This is a genomic window from Cellulomonas sp. CW35 (assembly GCF_052378485.1).
Classification (GTDB): domain Bacteria; phylum Actinomycetota; class Actinomycetes; order Actinomycetales; family Cellulomonadaceae; genus Cellulomonas; species Cellulomonas uda.
The window spans coordinates 2,596,367-2,616,044 of the sequence record NZ_CP199000.1; the positions used below are offsets into that span (position 1 = coordinate 2,596,367).

Consider the following 19,678-nt stretch of genomic DNA (forward strand, 5'->3'; position numbering starts at 1 on the left):
CTCACCGCGTACCACCCGGAGCACACTCATGACCTTCACCGACCTCGCCGACGGCTGGCTGCTGACCGCCACGGCGGGCACGCCCGGCGACCTCGACCCGGCGCTGGCGGCCGCCCTGGCCGCGGGCGTCCCCGCCGCCGTCCCCGGCACCAGCCACACGGCGCTGCTCGACGCGGGCCTGATCCCGGACCCGTACCTCGACCGGAACGAGGAGGCGCTCGCGTGGATGCGGCACGTCGACTGGCGCTACGAGCGCCCGCTCGACGAGCCCGCGGCCGCGCACGACGAGCGCGTCGACCTCGCGTTCGACGGCATCGACACGGTCGCGACGACCTCGCTCGTCGTCGCGGGCGACGCCCACGTGCTCGGCCGCACCGCCAACCAGCACCGCTCCTACCGGTTCGACGTGCGCGCGCTGGTCGGCCGCGCCGGCACGACGCTGCGGGTCGACCTCGCCTCGGCCCTGCACCACGCCGAGGCCGAGGAGGCCCGCCTGGGGCACCGCCCGCTCGCGTACCCGCAGCCGTTCAACATGGTGCGCAAGATGGCGTGCTCGTTCGGCTGGGACTGGGGACCCGACCTGCAGACCGCGGGGCTGTGGCGCCCGGTGCGCGTCGAGCGGTGGCGCGTCGCGCGGCTCGCGCAGGTGCGCCCCGTCGTCACGCTGGGCGCCGACGGCACGGGCCGCGCGGAGCTGCACGTCACCGTGGAGCGCTCGGGCCTGCCCGGCGGTGACGCCCCGCTCACGGTCCGCGCGCAGGTCGCGGGCGTCGTCGCGGTCGCGTCGCTCGCGCCCGACGAGGACGCGGCGACGCTCGTCGTCGAGGTCCCCGACGCGCCCGTGTGGTGGCCCGTCGGCCACGGCGACCAGCCGCTCGTCGACGCGACCGTGACGCTCGCGGCGGCGGGCCACGACGACCTCGGCCGCTGGCACCGGCGGCTCGGCTTCCGCGACGTGCGCGTCGACCGCAGCCGCGACGAGCACGGCACGCGGTTCACGTTCGTCGTGAACGGCCGACCGGTGTTCGTCCGCGGCGCCAACTGGATCCCCGACGACCACCTGCTCACCCGGATCACCCGCGAGCGCCTTGAGCGTCGCGTCGACCAGGCGCTCGGCGCGCACCTCAACCTGCTGCGGGTGTGGGGCGGCGGCATCTACGAGTCGGACGACTTCTACGACGTGTGCGACGAGCGCGGCGTGCTCGTCTGGCAGGACTTCCTGCTCGCGTGCGCGGCGTACCCGGAGGAGTCCCCGCTGCTCGAGGAGATCGAGGCCGAGGCGCGCGAGAACGTCGTGCGCCTCGCGTCGCACGCGAGCCTCGTGCTGTGGAACGGCGGTAACGAGAACCTCTGGGGGCACGAGGACTGGGGCTGGAAGGACGAGCTCGGCGGCCGGACGTGGGGACTGCGGTACGCCACGGAGCTGTTCCCGGCGCTCGTCGCCGAGCTCGACCCGGCACGTCCGTACGCGGACAACAGCCCGTACTCCCCCGGCTTCGCGCCCGACGTGGTGCACCCGTGCGACCCGGACCACGGTACGCACCACCAGTGGGAGGTGTGGAACCGCGTCGACTACACGCACTACCGCGACGACGTGCCGCGGTTCTGCTCGGAGTTCGGCTTCCAGGGCCCGCCCACGTGGGCGACTCTCGAGCGCGCGGTGCGCGACGAGCACGGCGCGCTCGTCGTCGACAAGGAGCACCCCACGTTCCTGGCGCACCAGAAGGCGGAGGACGGCAACGGCAAGCTCGACCGCGGCCTCGCGCCGCACCTGGGCGTCCCCGAGGCGTTCGCGGACTGGCACTGGGCGACGCAGCTCAACCAGGCGCGAGCGGTCGCGTACGCCACGACGCACCACCGCTCGTGGTGGCCGCGCACCGCCGGGTCGGTCGTGTGGCAGCTCAACGACTGCTGGCCCGTGACGTCGTGGGCCGCCGTCGACGGCGACGAGCGCGTCAAGCCGCTGTGGTGGGCGCTGCGGCACGCCAACGCGCCGCGTCTGCTCACCGTGCAGGAGCGCGACGGCGCCCCCGTGGTCGCGGTGGTCAACGACACGGCGGACGCGTGGACCGGGCGGCTGGCGGTCTCGCGGCAGACGTTCGACGGCGACGAGCGCGCGTCCGCGACCCTCGCGGTCGACGTGCCGCCGCGCGAGGTGCGCATCCTGCCGCTGCCCGACGACGTCGCGCGCCCGCAGGACGTCGCGCGTGAGGCGCTCGTCGTGCGGCTCGACGACGCGTCGAGCGTGCACCTGCTCGCCGAGGACGTGGCGCTCGACCTCGACCCCGACCCGCTGTCCGCGAGCGCCACGCCCGTGCCCGGCGGGTACGCGGTCACGGTCACCGCGCGCTCGCTCGCGCGCGACGTGACGGTGCTCGTGGACCGGCTCGACCCGGCGGCGACGGTCGACGACGCGCTCGTCGACCTCCCCGCGGGCGCGAGCGTCACGTTCCACGTCCGCACGGACGCGGTGCTCGACCTCGACGCGCTGACCTCGCCGCCCGTGCTGCGCAGCGCCAACGACGTCGTGGTCCGCGCGGCCCGTCCGGCGGTGGCGTCCGGCGCCCCCGCCGCCGGACGCTGAGGTCCGGCACGGCGCCGCCGGCCCCGGTCGGGCCCGTGCCCGCCGCTAGGCTCTCGACCGTGACGCACGCGGACGCCGTCGGGCTCGTGCTGGCGCGGCCTGCGCGCCTGCTCGGCATCGAGCCGTTCTTCGCCGAGCTCATCTCGGGCATCGAGGAACGGCTGTCGACGGAGGGCCGTTCGCTGCTGCTGCACGTCGTGCCGGACCACGAGGCGGAGATCGCCGCGTACCGACGCTGGGCGTCGGGCGGGGTGGACGCGGTCGTCGTCGTCAACGTGGCGCTCGTCGACCAACGCCTCGAGGTGCTCGCCGAGCTGGGCATCCCGACGGTGGTCGTCGGCGGCCCGACGCGCGACCTGCCGTTCTCCCACGTGTGGATCGACAACGCGCGCGCGATGCGTGACGCCGTCGCGCACCTCGCGGCTCTCGGGCACGAGCGGCTCGCGCGCGTGTCCGGTCCCGCGACGCTCGCCCACACGCAGGCGCGCACCGACGCGTTCGTCGCGGAGTGCGAGCGGCTCGGCGTGCAGGGGGTCGTCGTCGAGGGCGACTACCTCGAGGAGTCCGGTACGCGCGCGACGCGCTCGTTGCTGGGCCGCGGCTCCCCGCCGTCGGCGATCGTGTACGACAACGACGTGATGGCCGTCGCCGGCCTCCAGGTCGCGGGCGAGATGGGCGTACCGGTCCCCGAGCGGCTCTCGCTGCTCGCGTGGGACGACTCCGCGCTGTGCCGGCTCGCGCACCCGCCGCTGTCGGCGATGAGCCTCGACGTGCACGCGATGGGCGGGCAGGTCGCGGACTGCGTGCTCGACGTGCTGGCGGACGGCCCGGTGCGCTCCTACACGGCGCCGCTGCCCCGCCTCGTCTCGCGCGGCAGCACGGCCCCCGCATCGCGCTGACCCGGGCGGGTCCCGCGGTCAGGAGCGGGGCGTCCGGGCAGGTCACGCGGCGGGTACACCTGCGGACCGGCGGAAGGGGTGGTTGGCTAGGCATATGAGCGCGACCGCCCCCACCCCGGTCCCCGCCGAGCCCGACACGCTGCACGCGGTCGCCAACGGCACCTGGTACGACCCGCACGGCGTGCTCGGCCCGCACCCGGGCGACGGCGGCGTCACGATCCGCACGCTGCGCCCCCTGGCCGACGCGGTCGTCGTCATCACCCCGGACACGCGGGTCCCCGCGCGCCACGAGCAGGACGGTGTGTGGGTCGCGGTCCTGCCCGGTGAGGACGTCCCCGACTACCGCGTCGAGGTCACGTACGGCGACACGACGACGCTGCTCGACGACCCCTACCGCTTCCTGCCGACGGTCCAGGAGCTCGACCGGCACCTGATCCACGAGGGCCGCCACGAGGAGCTGTGGGAGGTCCTCGGCGCCCACGTGCGCACCTACCCCGGCACGCTGGGCGAGGTGCACGGCACGTCGTTCGCGGTGTGGGCGCCCAACGCGCGCGCGGTGCGCGTGGTCGGCGACTTCAACTACTGGCAGGGCGCGACGCACGCCATGCGGTCGCTCGGCGAGTCCGGCGTCTGGGAGCTGTTCGTCCCCGGCGTCACCGCGGGAGCGCGCTACAAGTACGAGATCCTCACGCCGGACGGGTCCTGGCGGCAGAAGGCCGACCCGATGGCGCAGGGCACCGAGGTCCCGCCCGCGACCGCGTCCGTGGTCGTCGAGTCCGCGTACACGTGGGGCGACGACGAGTGGATGACGCGCCGCTCGCAGAGCGACCCGCACTCGGGCCCGCTCGCGGTGTACGAGGTGCACCTCGGCTCGTGGCGCGCGGGGCTGTCCTACCGCGAGCTCGCGCACCAGCTCACCGAGTACGTGCTGGAGACGGGCTTCACGCACGTGGAGCTGCTGCCCGTCGCCGAGCACCCGTACGCGCCCTCGTGGGGGTACCAGGTCACCGGTTACTACGCCGCCACGTCACGGTTCGGCCACCCCGACGACCTGCGCTACCTCATCGACACGCTGCACCGCGCGGGCATCGGTGTGATCGTCGACTGGGTCCCCGGCCACTTCCCCAAGGACGAGTGGGCCCTCGCGCGGTTCGACGGCACGCCGCTGTACGAGCACCCGGACCCGCTGCTCGGCGAGCACCCCGACTGGGGGACGTACATCTTCAACTACGGCCGCAACGAGGTGCGCAACTTCCTCGTCGCGAACGCCGTGTTCTGGCTGACCGAGTTCCACGTGGACGCGCTGCGCGTCGACGCGGTCGCCTCGATGCTGTACCTCGACTACTCGCGTCAGCCGGGCCAGTGGCGCCCCAACCGGCACGGCGGCCGCGAGAACCTCGAGGCGATCGCGTTCCTGCAGGAGACGAACGCGACGGCGTACCGCCGTGCACCCGGCACGATGATGATCGCCGAGGAGTCCACCGCGTGGCCCGGCGTGACGGCCCCCACCGACCACAACGGCCTCGGGTTCGGCCTGAAGTGGAACATGGGCTGGATGAACGACACGCTGCGCTACCTCGCCGAGGAGCCGGTGCACCGCCGCTACCACCACGGCGAGGTCACGTTCTCGCTGGTGTACGCGTTCTCCGAGCAGTACGTCCTGCCCATCTCGCACGACGAGGTCGTGCACGGCAAGGGCTCGGTGTACGGGCGCATGCCCGGCGACCACTGGCAGAAGTGCGCGGGCGTGCGCTCGCTGTACGCGTACCAGTGGACGCACCCCGGCAAGCAGCTGCTGTTCATGGGCCAGGAGTTCGCGCAGGCCGACGAGTGGACCGAGGCGCACTCGCTCGACTGGTGGTCGCTGGAGGACCCGCTGCGCGCGGGCGTGCACCGCATGATCAAGGACCTCAACGCGCTGTACCGGGCGACGCCCGCGCTGTGGCAGCTGGACCACACGCCCGACGGGTTCGAGTGGATCGACTCCGACGACGCGGACCACAACGTGCTCGCGTACATCCGCAAGGGCCACGAGGGCACACCTCCGGTGGTCGTGGTGGTCAACTTCTCGGGGGTGCCGCACGAGCGCTACCGGCTGGCCCTGCCCGCGGGCGGCACGTGGCGCGAGGTGTTCAACACCGACGCGCACGAGTACGGCGGCTCGGGCGTCGGGAACCTCGGCGCGGTGGACGCGCTGCCGGACCCGCACCACGGCCGCCCGTACTCCGCGCTCGTGAGCCTGCCGCCGTACGGCGCGATCTTCCTGCAGCCCGGCGAGCGCTGACCGGGCGGTACCGAGCACCCTGGGGAGCGCTCGCGCGGCGGTCCTGCGGGGACGACGAGGGGCGGTGACCCTGCGGTCACCGCCCCTCGTCGTGCGTCACCCGTGCGTCATCGGACGCGGACGGTCACCGTGGCCGAGGCCGCGGTGATCCTGTCCGTGCCCGCGTAGCGCGCCTCGATCAGGTACGAGCCCGCGGTCCGGCCCGCGAGCGAGACCTTGACGGCACCCGAGCCGTCCGACGGCAGGCCCACGACCCGCGACCTCCCGCCGATCGTCACACGCACCGTGCCGGTGGGCTTGACGCCCGCCGACGCGACCTTGACGGTCAGCACCACCGGGGCGCCCGGCCGCACCGTGCTGCTCGCGAGCGAGAGCGACACCGTCGGCGTCACCTTCGTGACCTTGAGCGTGCCCGCGGAGACCGTCCGCGGCCCGACGTTCGCGTCGCCCAGGTACTGGACCTTGACGGCGTGGGACCCGACCGCCAGGCGCGGGGCGGTGACCGACGTCTTGCCCTTGCTCGCGGCCGTGAGGGTCACGCGCTTGCTGTAGCTGCCGATGGAGACCCGGACCTGCCCGGTGGCCGTGGTCGTGCCGGCGTCGACGACCACGTCGACCGTCGGCTGCTGGCCCGCGGTGATCGTCTTCGCCCGCAGCGTCCCGGTGACCACCGGGGTGATCCTGACGACCTTGAGGGAGCCCACGGACGCCGTCCCGGGCACCACGCGCACGTCGCCGCCGTACTCCACCGTCACGGGGTGGGTCCCGACCGGGAGTTCGGGGAGCACCAGGGTGATCGCGCCGTCGTTCCCGGGGCGCAGGGTCCCCCTGACCGTGCTCCCGCCGACCGTGACCGTGACGTCACCCGTGGGACGCGCGGTCGTGCCGGCCGCGACGCGCACGGCGACCTCGCCGCGCGTACCCACCGGGACCGACGCCGGCAGGAGCGTCGCCGTGATCGTCGGCTGCGCGTCCGCGGAGACGACGAGCGCGGCGACCGCGTCACGGACCAGCGCTGCGGCGGCCTCGACGTCGTCCTGGGGAGCGAGGTCGCCGCCCGCGAGGACGACCCGCCCGATCTCGACCGCACGGTCGAGCGCCGCGACCGTCGCCGGCGTCCAGCGGCCGCGCAGCACGTCGCCCGCCTCGTCGAGCGCCGCGACCAGCTCGGTCGTGTCGGACGGCTCGACCTTCTCCGTCAGGGAGAACGCGTCGAGCCACGCCCACGCGCCGGCCTGCAGGTCCCACCGCGCGCCGACCGTGACGGTGCCGGACGCGCCCACCTCGACCTCGACCGACGGGGTGTTCCACACCTTCCACCCGTCGAGCGCGAACGGCGCGGACACCGTGCCCTCGGCGGTGGTCGCGACCAGCTCGAACGTGTCGTCGGTGGCCTCACCGTCGCCCTGCGTCGTCGCGGACAGCACGTACGTCCCCGGCGTCAGGCCGGTGACCTGCTGCGTGACCGACCCGGTGTGGTCGCCCGAGGACCACAGGTTCACGCCGTAGAAGCCGTCGTACGGGTCGCCGGAGTCCTTCCATTCGACCTTGACGTCGGTGCCGGAGTCCGTGAGCGTCCACTCGGGCCAGCCCCACGTCTCGAAGCTCGGGTTCGCCACGTGGTTCACGCCGGACGAGACCGCCAGGACCACGACGGACGCGGTCGCGGCGTCGCCGTCGGCGGTCACGCCGGAGACCGTGTAGCGGCCCGGGACGGTGATCCAGTCCACCGAGTCGCTCCATGTGACCGCGACGTCCGCGCTGTCGCCGTCGTTGTAGTTCACGCGCACCGTACCCGGGAGCTCGACGTCCTCCCCCTGGTCGACGGTGACCGACGCGGGCTCGACCGACGACGCCGCGCGCGGCGCGGTCGCGCCGGTGCGCACGTAGTCGAACACGCCGAGCGACGGGAGCGGTACGCCGTCGACGTCGAACAGCGCCTGGTTGTCCACCGCGGACCCGCCGTACCACTGCGCGGCGTCGTCCTCGTACTCGCCCGCGAAGCTCGTCGCCCAGCCCGAGCCGTGCGCCTCCCACAGCGACGCGTTGTCCTGCGTCGGGGTCCCGACGGGCAGCCACGCGGGCTCCCAGTAGTAGACGCCGATGCCGGCGTCACCGACCGCGTGCACCGCCGCGACCACGTCGCGGAACGCGGTCGCCTGGCCCTGCGGGCTGAACGGGTAGCGCGGGTTCGCGTCGTTCTGCCCGCGGCGCACCGTGTTCGCGTGCCCGTCGCCGTCCTCGAGCGTGTACGCCCACGACGTCTCCGCGACCATGACCTGCTTGTCGTGCTCCGTCGCGATCCCGGACAGCACGTCCGTGAGGTTCGTGAGCGAGCCGTGCCAGAACGGGTAGTACGACGACGCGAAGACGTCGTAGTCCACGTCGTGCTCCGCGAGCTCGTCCGCGATCCACGCGTACGAGCCGGCCTTCTCCGGGTTGGTGAAGTGCAGCGCGACGAGCGCGTCGGGGAACACCTCGCGCACCGCGCGGCTGCCCGCGTCGAACAGCTGCGCGACCTGGCCCCAGTCCCAGTCGGCGTCCGCGACCCACACGCCGGACATGCCGTTGGTGGTCTCGTTGCCGACCTGCACCATGCGCACGTCGACACCCGCCGCCTCGAACCGGCGCAGGCTGTCGGCGGTGAAGTCCTCGACCGCGTCGGCCTTCTGCTCGACGGTGAAGCCGTCCCACGCCTTCGGAGCGGACTGCTTGCCGGGGTCCGCCCAGAAGTCCGAGTAGTGGAAGTCGACGAGCACACCCATGCCCGCGGCGGTCGCCCGCTCGCCGATCTCCACCGCGCGCTCCACGTCGACGGTGCCTCCGCCGTAGCCGTGGCCCTGCGCGTCGTACGGGTCGTTCCAGACGCGCACGCGCACGTCGGTCACGCCCGCCGCGGCGAGCGTGGCGAACAGGTCCGCGGGCCGCCCCGCGGCGTCGCGGAACACCACGCCGCTCTCCTCGAGCGACAGCACCGACGAGACGTCGACGCCGGTCACGAAGTCGGCGGGCAGGCCGGCGACGGGCTCGACGACGACGCCGGCCGCGACCGGTCCCTCGTCGGCGGACGCCGCGAGCGGCGGGGACAGGACCAGGAGCGAGCCGGCCGCCGCGAACGCGGCCCACCGGCGTGATCGTGCAGTCAGCGGTGCAGACACGAGTGGTGTCCCTTCGTCGGTCGTTCGGTAGGACCGGTCCCGCCGCCCGCACGTCAGGGGGCGTGCGGCGGACGGCGGGACCGGAGCGTGTCAGCCCTTCACGGAGCCGGCGGTCAGACCACCGACGATGTACTTCTGCAGGAAGAGGAAGAGCATGAGGACGGGGAGCGCCGCCAGCACGGCGCCCGCCGCGAACAGGCCCCAGTTGGCGTTGAGCTGGTCCGAGACCCACCCGTACATCCCGACCGCGAGCGTCCAGTTGCTCTCGGACGTGAGGATGACCCGCGCGAGGATGAACTCGCCGAACGTCGAGATGAACGACAGCAGCCCGACGACCGCGAGGATCGGCGTCACGAGGCGCAGGATGATCGTCCAGTAGATCTGCGAGTGCGAGGCGCCGTCGATCTTCGCGGCCTCGTCGAGCTCGCGCGGCACGCTGTTGAAGAAGCCGTACATGAGCAGCGTGTTCGACCCGAGCGCGCCGCCCAGGTACACCGCGATGAGCGCGAGCTTGCTGTTGAGGCCGAGCACCGGGATGACCTCCCCGAGCGACAGCAGCAGCAGGAAGATCGCGACGAACGCGAGCATCTGCGGGAACATCTGGATGATGAGCAGGGTGGTCAGGCCCGTGCGCCGGCCCGAGAAGCGGAACCGCGAGAACGCGTACGCGGCCGCGGCCCCCATGAGGACCGACCCGATCGCCGTGGCGGTCGCGACGACGAGGCTGTTGCCGGCCCACTGCCAGAACCGCGTGGCGTCGAGCGCCTGGTAGTTCTCCGCGGAGACCGAACGGAACAGGCTTGTCGAGCCCGTGAGCGTGCCCCCCGCGGCGAGCGACGCGGACAGCACGTACACGAGCGGGAACGCGGCGTACACGACGACGACCGCCGCGACGACGTACTTCCAGCTCACCTCGGCGAACCAGCGGCGGCGCCGGCCGCGCGCCCGCGCCCGCGCGTTGCGCGCCATGACGGAGCCCGGGGCGTGCGTGGTGCTCATCAGTTGACCTCCTCGAGCTGGCGCGTGCGTCGGAACATCAGCGCCGAGATCACACCGATCACGACGAAGATGATGAGCGACAGGGCGCTCGCGAGGCCGTAGTCGGCCCGGCCGCCCGAGACCCCGGAGATCTGGTAGACCATCGAGATCAGGATGTCGGTGTGCCCGAGCGTCGCGGACGTGTCGGTGAACCGCGGCCCACCGCCCGTGAGCATGTAGATCAGCGTGAAGTTGTTGAAGTTGAACGCGAACGACGCGATCAGCAGCGGCGCGGTCGAGACCAGCAGCAGCGGCAGCGTGATCGACCGGAACGTGCGCCAGCGGCCCGCACCGTCGATCCGCGCGGCCTCCTGCACGTCGTCGGGCAGCGACTGCAGCGCACCCGTGCAGACCAGGAACCAGTACGGGTAGCTCAGCCACAGGTTCACCATGACCAGCGAGATCTTGGCGAGCGTCGGGTCGTCGAGCCACTCGATGCGCGCACCGAAGAAGAACAGCTGGTTGACGATGCCGTAGTCGGGGTTCGCGTTGAGCATCCCGCGCCACAGGAGCGCGGACAGGAACGCGGGAAACGCGTACGGGAGGATGAACAGCGTGCGCAGCACGGCCCTCCCGCGCACCCTCGGGTCGTTGTAGAGCAGCGCGAGCACGAGGCCGAAGAAGAAGCTGACGACCACGCTCGCGAGCGCGAACACGAACGTCCACAGGACGATCTTGACCAGCGGTCCGGAGTACGTGTCGTCGGTGAACGCCGTGCCGAAGTTCTCCAGCCCGACGAACACCTTCCAGCCGACCGGGAGCGCGGTGCCGTCGTCGGCCACGAACCGTCCCTCGTCGGTCGCGCGGTAGACGACGCCCGTCTCGGTGTTCGTCATGGTCTGCGCGGTCGCGTCGTACGTCAGGACCGAGCGGTACACCGCGCCGATCGTCGCGTCGCCCGTCCGGATCGAGCCGTCCTGCGCCTCGTCCGTGAGCGGGACCCGCAGCGCGAGCACCTCGTCGGCGAGCACGGCGTCGGACAGGACCTGGCCCTTGGGCACGACCTCCCAGCCGGGGACGGCGGTGACCACGGAGTCGACGACCGTCGCGTCGGCCGCGAGCTCGAGCGGCTGGTCGGCGGCGCCGACCTTGGCGGCCCCGCCCTGCACGACCGCGAATCCCAGAGCGTCGCCCTGGCGGACGATCGTCAGCGGGAAGCTCGGCGAGTCGGGGACCTTCTTCTCGTTCTGGCTGAGCAGCGCGTCGACGGCCTGCTCCTGGCTCACGTTGTGGCCGGTGCCGTAGTTCGTGAGCGCCACGTAGCCGGTGTAGCCGATGGTGAACAGCTGGAACACGGCCAGGAACGCCAGGCCCGGGAACAGGTACTTCAGCGGCACGTGGCGCCGCGTGAAGTAGATCCAGTCCGCGAGCACGAGCAGGACCACCATCGCGCCGAGCAGAACCCAGGCACCGTTCACGAAGGCGGACCAGACCGCCGCGAGTCCGAGCGCGTTGATGACGGCCATGAGGCCGAGCTTCGCGAGGAACCCGACGCCGAAGCCGTTCCAGGAACGGGCGTGGGACTCGCGGGCACGCCGCGGTGGCGGCGGGCTGTCGCCGGCGATGGCGGCGGCGAACGACTGCTGGGTCGACATGTCTCCTCCGGAGGCGGGTCGGGTGCGGGAACGGGAGGGTCGGCGGCGCGGGCTACGCCTGCGGCCGCGCCGCCGACCCGGTCCGTCAGCCGAGCTTCGCCTCGAGGTCGGCCAGCATCTTCGTCCACGCCGCCTCGGGCTCCGCGGAACCCGAGATGATCGAGGACTCGGCCGCGTTCCAGAACTCCCACACGTCACCCATCTCCGGGATCGACGGCATGGGTGCGCCCTGCTTCGCCGAGGCGAGGAAGCCCGCGACGATCGGGTCGGACGCGACCTGCTCCGCGACCGACGTCATCGCCGGCAGACGCGGGTCGGCGTCGTACAGCGCCTTGATGACGTCCGGTGTGGCGACGTAGTTCACGAGGAAGTCGTTCGCGATGAGCTTGCTGTCGCTCTGCGACGAGAGGTAGAACCCCTGGACCCCGACGAACGGGGCGGCGGGCTTCCCGCCTGCCGACGGGATCGGGTCCACGGCGACGTCGACGCCCGCACCGGTGAACGTCGCGATGGCCCAGGGGCCGGCGATCGTGTACGGCGCGTTGCCGTCGGCGAACTCCTGGTTCGCCACGTCGTACGTCCAGTCCGTGCTGAAGTGGCCCTCGCCCTTCATGCCGTTCTCGCCGAGGAACTTCGCGAACGCGAGGCCCGCGTCGCCGCCCATGCCGATCTCGTTGGTGTACGAGCCGTCCGCGTTCTGCTGGAACACGGGAGCGCCGAACGAGGTCTGCAGACCGTAGTACGTGTAGGCGTCACCCGTCGTGCCGTTGGTGTTGATGACGAACGGGTACTTGGTCTTCGCCTCCTTGCCCTTGGCGATGAGCTCGTCCCAGGTCGCGGGCGTCGAGTCGACGAGCGCGGTGTTGCGCACGACCGCGATCGACTCGAGCGCGTACGGCAGGCCGTACAGCGCCCCGTCGTACGTGAACGCCTGCGTCGCGACGCTCTCGAACTGGGACGCCTTCTCGCCCAGGTCGACGGGCTCGGCGACGCCGTTGACGATGAACGAGCCCAGCCAGTCGTGCGCGCCGATCGTGATGTCCGGGCCTTCGCCGGTGGGGACCTGCGCGAGGAAGTCGGCGCGGATGTCCTCGAAGTTCTTCACGACGAGCTCGACGTCGACGTCGGGGTTCGTCTCGTTGTAGATGTCCACCGCGGCCTGGACGGCCGGCTTGCGGTTCTCGTCGACCCAGATGGTCAGCGAGCCGGTCGCACCCGCGGGGGCCGCGCTCGTCTCGGGGGCGGCCGGGGCCGTCGTCGCGGCCGGGGTGTCACCGCCGCTGCTGCAGGCGGCCAGCATCGTCACGGCTGCCAGCACGGCCGCCGAGCGGAACAGGGTCTTGCGCATGAGGGTCCTTCCGGTAGGTGCCACAGCGCTGCCCCTGGGTGACGCGACGCTGCGACGAGGTGAACCGAACTGCAACGGACGCGCGTGGCGCCCGGGGCTCTACGGTTGGCCATCACCTCCGAGCTGCGGGGTCGTCGTACGTAGCACGGCGACCGAGCCGGCGGGGATCACGACCGTCCCGGTCACCGTCGTGGCGCCGAGAAGCTCCTGGCCCGCACCGAGGTCGACCTTGACCTCGTCGGCGGTGTGGTTGATCGCGACGACGAAGTCCTCGCCGTCGCCGTGCCGGGTGACCACCTCGACGTCGAGGGGCAGCCCCGAGGGCTCCAAGCCCGCGTCGGTGTACACCGCAGCGAGCACCGGTGCGAGCTCGTCGATGCCGAGCCGGGTCGAGACGTACCAGCCCTGCCCGGCCCCGTGTGCGTGCCGGGTGATCGCCGGGCCACCCGCGGCGGGTCCGTCGACGTAGGTCCCGACGACCTGCGCGCCGTGCAGCACGAGGTCGTCCTGCCACACGTCGGCGGTCAGCGTCACGGGTTCGCCGCCCTCGGGCGCCCAGCGGACGGTCGCGCTGTCGCCTGCGCGCAGCGGCAGGAACTCCTCGACCTCCACGCCGAGCGCGTCGCGCAGCGGGGCGAGGTACCCGCCCGCGTGCACGGCGTCGTGCTCGTCGACGACCGCCGAGAAGAACGACACGAGCAGCGTCCCGCCGTCCTCGACGTACCGCGTGAGGTTGTCGGCGTCCGCCTGCCGCAACAGGTAGGACGCGGGGGCGACGACGAGGCGGTAGCCGGACAGGTCCTGCGACGGGTGGACGAAGTCGACCGTGACACCGTCGCGCCACAGCCGCTCGTAGTAGGCGCGCACCCGCTCCTTGTGCCGCACGTCCACCGACGGGCGCCACTCGAGGTCCTGCGCCCAGAACGACTCTGCGTCCCACAGGATCGCCGCCTGCGCCCGCACCCGCGCACCGCGCAGCGGTGCCAGCGCGCGCAGGTGCCGGCCCAGCTCGACGACCTCGCGCCACACCCGCGACGACGTGCCGGCGTGCGGCAGCATCGCCGAGTGGAACTTCTCCGCACCCGAGCGCGAGGCCCGCCACTGGAAGAACAGGATCCCGTCGGCGCCGCGCGCGAGGTGCGACAGCGAGTTGCGGGCCATCTCCCCCGCGCGCTTGGCGACGTTGCGCGGCTGCCAGTTCACGGCCGACGTCGAGTGCTCCATGAGGATCCACGGCGCACCGCCCGCGACCGACCGCGTGAGGTCGGCGGCGAGCGCCAGGCCCACGTGGTTCCGCACGTCGGCCGCGGTGAGGTAGTGGTCGTTCGAGACGACGTCGACCTCGCGGGCCCACGCGAACAGGTCGGTCGTCGGGCACTCGTTCGCCATGAAGTTCGTGGTGATCGGCTGCGTCGCATGGGCCCGGATCGCATCGCGCTCCGCGATGTAGCACGCGCGCAGCTGGTGGTCGCAGAACCGCGCGAAGTCGAGCTTCTGCGCCGGGTTGCCGACCGTCGGCGTCGGGTGCGGGGGCGAGACGTGCGCCCAGTCCGTGTAGTGCTGTCCCCAGAACGCCGTCCCCCATGCCGCGTTGAGCGCGTCGAGCGACTCGTACCGCGCACGCAGCCACTCGCGGAACGCGACGACCGCGTTCTGCGAGAAGTCCTCGCCGACCGGCGCGCCGTACTCGTTGTGCACGTGCCACATCACGACCGCCGGGTGGTGCGCGTAGCGTGCCGCGAGCCGCGACGCGATGCGCACCGCCGCAGCGCGGTACTCGGGCGAGCTCGGCGAGGCCATCCCGCGCGACCCGAAGCCGAGGACCGTCCCGTCCTTCGCCACCACGCGCGCCTGCGGGTAGGTGGCGAAGAACCACGCGGGCGGCGACGCGGTCGGGGTCCCGAGGTCGACCGCGATGCCGTGCGCGTGCAGCAGGTCGAGCACCTCGTCGAGCCACGAGAAGTCGAACTCCCCCTCCGCGACCTCGATGAGTCCCCAGGAGAAGATCCCGACGCTCACCAGGTTGACGCCCGCCTCGCGCATGAGGGCCACGTCCTCCTGCCACACCTCACGCGGCCACTGCTCGGGGTTGTAGTCGCCGCCGAACGAGATCGCGCCACCAGTGGGCCAGCTCGCAAAGGTCATGACACTCCGTCGTATCGCCCCGGCACATCCCTGTGCACGGTCACCGCCTGTGAACGTGCACATACTAAGCACGGCGGGCCTGAGAACCGGAAGCCCCCGGCCCGTCCTGTCACCTCATCGTTACCCACCTGTGATCGTGCACAGCCCCAAACCACGCAAACCCTCCAACCCATCCGCTGCCCGCCTGGCGCCCGCCACCCCGCCGACCCCGCCGCACCGGCCCGTCTGGCCCCCGCCGCACCGGCCCGTCTGGCCCCCACCGTGGAGTCGCGGGCCTCTCGGGAAGTCGTGCAGTCGTACCCACGAGTTCCCGACAGACGCACGACCTCACAAGGGACGCACGAACCCTTGGCGGCTGGGCGTTCCGGCGGGGATGGGCATCGGACCGACTGCGCGCAGCCGACCACACCGCGCCGGCGCCACGACTCCCGGCGCGAACGACTGGATGGAGCCGTGCGCACCGAGACCGGCGAGCCCTTCGTCATCCGCGCCGCCACGTCCAGCGACTCGGCCGGGTGCGCGTACGTCCACCACACGTCGTGGCTCGAGACATACTCCGCGCTGGTGCGCGCGGCCCACTGGCAGTCCGACACCCTCGCGCGGCGGGAGGACGCGTGGCAACGCTGGCTCGACGACGGCGCGGTGGTCACCGTCGCCGAGGCGCACGGACGGGTCGCCGGCTTCGCGATCGCCGGGGCGGGGAGGCAGGTCGGTGACCATCAGCCGGTGCGCGACCGCGAGCTCCGCTCGCTGTACGTCCTCGGGGCACACCGCGGGACTGGCATCGGCCAGGCGCTGCTCGACACCGTGCCGGCCCCACGCACGCCGGCGCAGCTCTGGGTCGCCGAGAGCAACCCGCGCGCGCCGGTTCTACGAGCGCAACGGCTTCGTCGCGGACGGCGCCCGCTTCGTCGACGAGAGCGTGCACCTCGCCGAAGTGCGCCACGTGCGCTGAGCCGCACACCAGCGACCACCCCACACCCCGTTGCGAGCCGGCCAGCCGGCCGGAACGCAGCGGCGCCCGGGAACGAACATGCCCGGAAAACAGAAGAAGCCACCCCGTGTGGGGTGGCTTCTTCTGAATGGTGTCCGGCGGCGTCCTACTCTCCCACACCCTGGCGAGTGCAGTACCATCGGCGCTGAAGGGCTTAGCTTCCGGGTTCGGAATGGGACCGGGCGTTTCCCCTTCGCTATGACCGCCGTAACGCTGTCGAGTTGTGAACGGGACTGGTTCGACCGGAGCCGAACAGTGTCGTTCGTTTCTCGGGAACCGCACAGTGGACGCGTAGCAATGAAAGTTGTGGTGAAGTTGTCGGCTGATTAGTACCGGTCAGCTGCGGCAGTCGTTAGTCCTGCCTTCCACATCCGGCCTATCGACCCAGTGTTCTAGCTGGGAGCCTCTCGCCCCGAGGGGCGTGGAAACCTCATCTTGAAGCAGGCTTCCCGCTTAGATGCTTTCAGCGGTTATCCCTTCCGAACGTAGCCAACCAGCCGTGCTCCTGGCGGAACAACTGGCACACCAGAGGTTCGTCCGTCCCGGTCCTCTCGTACTAGGGACAGCCCTTCTCAAGTTTCCTGCGCGCGCAGCGGATAGGGACCGAACTGTCTCACGACGTTCTAAACCCAGCTCGCGTACCGCTTTAATGGGCGAACAGCCCAACCCTTGGGACCTACTCCAGCCCCAGGATGCGACGAGCCGACATCGAGGTGCCAAACCATGCCGTCGATATGGACTCTTGGGCAAGATCAGCCTGTTATCCCCGGGGTACCTTTTATCCGTTGAGCGACGGCGCTTCCACAAGCCACCGCCGGATCACTAGTTCCGACTTTCGTCCCTGCTCGACATGTCTGTCTCACAGTCAAGCTCCCTTGTGCACTTGCACTCGCCACCTGATTGCCAACCAGGCTGAGGGAACCTTTGAGCGCCTCCGTTACATTTTAGGAGGCAACCGCCCCAGTTAAACTACCCACCAGGCACTGTCCCTGGTCCGGATCACGGACCGAGGTTAGATATCCAGAGCGACCAGAGTGGTATTTCAACGATGACTCCACCGACACTGGCGTGCCGGCTTCACAGTCTCCCACCTATCCTACACAAGCCGCACCGAACACCAATACCAAGCTATAGTAAAGGTCCCGGGGTCTTTCCGTCCTGCTGCGCGTAACGAGCATCTTTACTCGTAGTGCAATTTCGCCGAGTTCGCGGTTGAGACAGCGGAGAAGTCGTTACGCCATTCGTGCAGGTCGGAACTTACCCGACAAGGAATTTCGCTACCTTAGGATGGTTATAGTTACCACCGCCGTTTACTGGGGCTTAAATTCTGAGCTTCGCCTTGCGGCTGACCCGTCCTCTTAACCTTCCAGCACCGGGCAGGCGTCAGTCCGTATACATCGTCTTGCGACTTCGCACGGACCTGTGTTTTTAGTAAACAGTCGCTTCTCCCTGGTCTCTGCGGCCCTCCACGCTCCCCGAGCAAGTCGGTTCACGCTTCAGGCCCCCCTTCTCCCGAAGTTACGGGGGCATTTTGCCGAGTTCCTTAACCACGATTCGCTCGATCGCCTTGGTATTCTCTACCTGACCACCTGAGTCGGTTTGGGGTACGGGCGGCTAGGACCTCGCGTCGAGGCTTTTCTAGGCAGCATAGGATCACCAGATTCCCGCTATCGCGGTCACCGTCAGCTCTCAGGCTTCATGAGGTGCGGATTTGCCTACACCTCGCCCTACGACCTTGGACGTGGACAACCATCGCCACGCTTGGCTACCTTCCTGCGTCACCCCTGTTAATACGCTTACCTACTACCGGTTCGGGTCCCGTGCTCCCCTGTGCGGTGCGGCCCGAAGGCCACGGTGCACAGGCTCGGACGGTTAGCATCACCGGGCTCGGTATGGGCGGTCCTTCGCCGGTACGGGAATATCAACCCGTTGTCCATCGACTACGCCTGTCGGCCTCGCCTTAGGTCCCGACTTACCCAGGGCGGATTAGCCTGGCCCTGGAACCCTTGGTCATTCGGCGGACGGGTTTCTCACCCGTCATTCGCTACTCATGCCTGCATTCTCACTCGTGTGGCGTCCACAACTGGGTTACCCCGCTGCTTCACCCGCCACACGACGCTCCCCTACCCATCCACACGACTGAACCACGAAGGCTTGTCGAAAGTGTGAATGCCACAGCTTCGGCGGTGTGCTTGAGCCCCGCTACATTGTCGGCGCGGAATCACTTGACCAGTGAGCTATTACGCACTCTTTCAAGGGTGGCTGCTTCTAAGCCAACCTCCTGGTTGTCTGTGCAACTCCACATCCTTTCCCACTTAGCACACGCTTAGGGGCCTTAGCTGGTGGTCTGGGCTGTTTCCCTCTCGACTACGGAGCTTATCCCCCGCAGTCTCACTGCCACGCTCTGGCTTACCGGCATTCGGAGTTTGGCTAACGTCAGTAACCTGGTGGGGCCCATCGGCTATCCAGTAGCTCTACCTCCGGCAAGAAACGCGTGACGCTGCACCTAAATGCATTTCGGGGAGAACCAGCTATCACGAAGTTTGATTGGCCTTTCACCCCTAACCACAGGTCATCCCCCCGGTTTTCAACCCAGGTGGGTTCGGTCCTCCACGCGGTCTTACCCGCGCTTCAACCTGCCCATGGCTAGATCACTTCGCTTCGGGTCTAGAGCACGCGACTATGAACGCCCTATTCGGACTCGCTTTCGCTACGGCTTCCCCACACGGGTTAACCTCGCCACGTACCACTAACTCGCAGGCTCATTCTTCAAAAGGCACGCCGTCACCCCTGCTAGGGAGGCTCCGACGGATTGTAGGCACACGGTTTCAGGTACTATTTCACTCCCCTCCCGGGGTACTTTTCACCTTTCCCTCACGGTACTTGTCCGCTATCGGTCACTAGGTAGTATTTAGGCTTACACAGTGGTCTGTGCAGATTCACTCCAGGTTTCTCGGGCCCGGAGCTACTTGGGATCCCTCTCGGGAGGCCACGCCATTTCGTCTACGGGGGTACCACCCTCTGTGCCGGGCCTTTCAATGCCCTTCGACTATGACGCGACTTTCTGACTCCCTGCCAGGACGGCAGTCCTGACTGAAAGGTCCCACAACCCCGAACGCGCAACGCCTGCCGGCTTGAACACGCGATCGGTTTGGCCTGATCCGCTTTCGCTCGCCACTACTCACGGAATATCTCTTCCTGCCGGTACTGAGATGTTTCACTTCCCGGCGTTCCCTCCACACACCCTATATATTCAGGTGTGGGTCACCGCACATGACTGCGGCGGGGTTTCCCCATTCGGAGATCCTCGGATCACGGTTCGTTTGCCAACTCCCCGAGGCTTATCGCAGGCTACAACGTCCTTCATCGGCTCCTAGTGCCAAGGCATCCACCCTGTGCCCTTATAAACTTGACCACAAAGACTTTACAAAGATGCTCGCGTCCACTGTGCAGTTCTCAAGCAACGACCGACCCGCCACACCCAGCCCGCCAGCCACCACCCGAAGGCGACGCGGTACGCGACCAGTGACGACCCGAAGGCCACCACCCCCGACCCGGACCCCACACAAGGGACCCGACCAGGAGCACGACCCCGAGACAACAACCAACCGGCTGTTCCCTCAGGACCCAACA

The 19,678-nt window shown here is 70.0% G+C and carries 8 protein-coding genes, 2 rRNA genes and 1 pseudogene; 4 read left to right on the forward strand and 7 right to left on the reverse strand.

Annotated elements, in window-relative coordinates; genetic code table 11:
- Window positions 1-28: 28 nt before the first annotated feature.
- The 3 genes from ACT17Q_RS11890 to glgB all read left to right on the forward strand — a co-directional run bounded on the left by ACT17Q_RS11890 (window position 29) and on the right by glgB (window position 5,767).
- Window positions 29-2,584, forward strand: a complete 2,556-nt coding sequence (locus tag ACT17Q_RS11890; protein ID WP_444662633.1) for a glycosyl hydrolase 2 galactose-binding domain-containing protein — start codon at window positions 29-31, stop codon at window positions 2,582-2,584.
- A 59-nt stretch (window positions 2,585-2,643) separates the two neighbouring features.
- Window positions 2,644-3,483 (forward strand): LacI family DNA-binding transcriptional regulator, encoded by an 840-nt coding sequence (locus ACT17Q_RS11895; protein ID WP_232514598.1) that lies wholly within the window; start codon window positions 2,644-2,646, stop codon window positions 3,481-3,483.
- A 94-nt stretch (window positions 3,484-3,577) separates the two neighbouring features.
- Window positions 3,578-5,767 carry a 1,4-alpha-glucan branching protein GlgB gene (gene glgB, locus ACT17Q_RS11900; protein WP_444662635.1) on the forward strand — a complete coding sequence of 730 codons (2,190 nt, stop codon included), beginning with the start codon at window positions 3,578-3,580 and terminating at the stop codon, window positions 5,765-5,767.
- A 107-nt stretch (window positions 5,768-5,874) separates the two neighbouring features.
- On the opposite strand, the gene ACT17Q_RS11905 is transcribed toward glgB, so the two are convergent.
- From ACT17Q_RS11905 to ACT17Q_RS11925, 5 genes are all read right to left on the reverse strand, one after another.
- Complete coding sequence (locus tag ACT17Q_RS11905; protein WP_444662637.1) at window positions 5,875-8,925, reverse strand: glycosyl hydrolase 53 family protein; 3,051 nt, start codon at window positions 8,923-8,925, stop codon at window positions 5,875-5,877.
- 90 nt (window positions 8,926-9,015) lie between these two features.
- Window positions 9,016-9,924 (reverse strand): sugar ABC transporter permease, encoded by a 909-nt coding sequence (locus ACT17Q_RS11910; protein ID WP_444662639.1) that lies wholly within the window; start codon window positions 9,922-9,924, stop codon window positions 9,016-9,018.
- Window positions 9,924-11,558, reverse strand: coding sequence for an ABC transporter permease subunit (locus ACT17Q_RS11915; protein ID WP_444662641.1), 1,635 nt, complete (start codon window positions 11,556-11,558; stop codon window positions 9,924-9,926). Before ACT17Q_RS11915 ends, ACT17Q_RS11910 begins: the two co-directional genes overlap by 1 nt.
- 85 nt (window positions 11,559-11,643) lie before the next feature.
- A complete protein-coding gene (locus ACT17Q_RS11920) occupies window positions 11,644-12,906 on the reverse strand; it encodes a sugar ABC transporter substrate-binding protein (protein WP_444662643.1) in 1,263 nt (420 codons plus the stop codon).
- Window positions 12,907-13,005: 99 nt separating this feature from the next.
- Window positions 13,006-15,051 (reverse strand): beta-galactosidase, encoded by a 2,046-nt coding sequence (locus tag ACT17Q_RS11925; RefSeq protein WP_444662645.1) that lies wholly within the window; start codon window positions 15,049-15,051, stop codon window positions 13,006-13,008.
- 564 nt (window positions 15,052-15,615) lie between these two features.
- Between ACT17Q_RS11925 and ACT17Q_RS11930 the strand changes: the two are divergent.
- Window positions 15,616-15,801 (forward strand): annotated as a pseudogene (locus ACT17Q_RS11930) (GNAT family N-acetyltransferase); the annotation flags it as partial.
- A gap of 337 nt (window positions 15,802-16,138) precedes the next feature.
- Here ACT17Q_RS11930 and rrf read toward each other — a convergent pair.
- Together rrf and ACT17Q_RS11940 are read right to left on the reverse strand one after the other, a co-directional pair.
- Window positions 16,139-16,255: ribosomal RNA gene (gene rrf / locus ACT17Q_RS11935) — 5S ribosomal RNA — on the reverse strand.
- 96 nt (window positions 16,256-16,351) lie between these two features.
- Window positions 16,352-19,460: ribosomal RNA gene (locus tag ACT17Q_RS11940) — 23S ribosomal RNA — on the reverse strand.
- Window positions 19,461-19,678 lie beyond the last annotated feature (218 nt).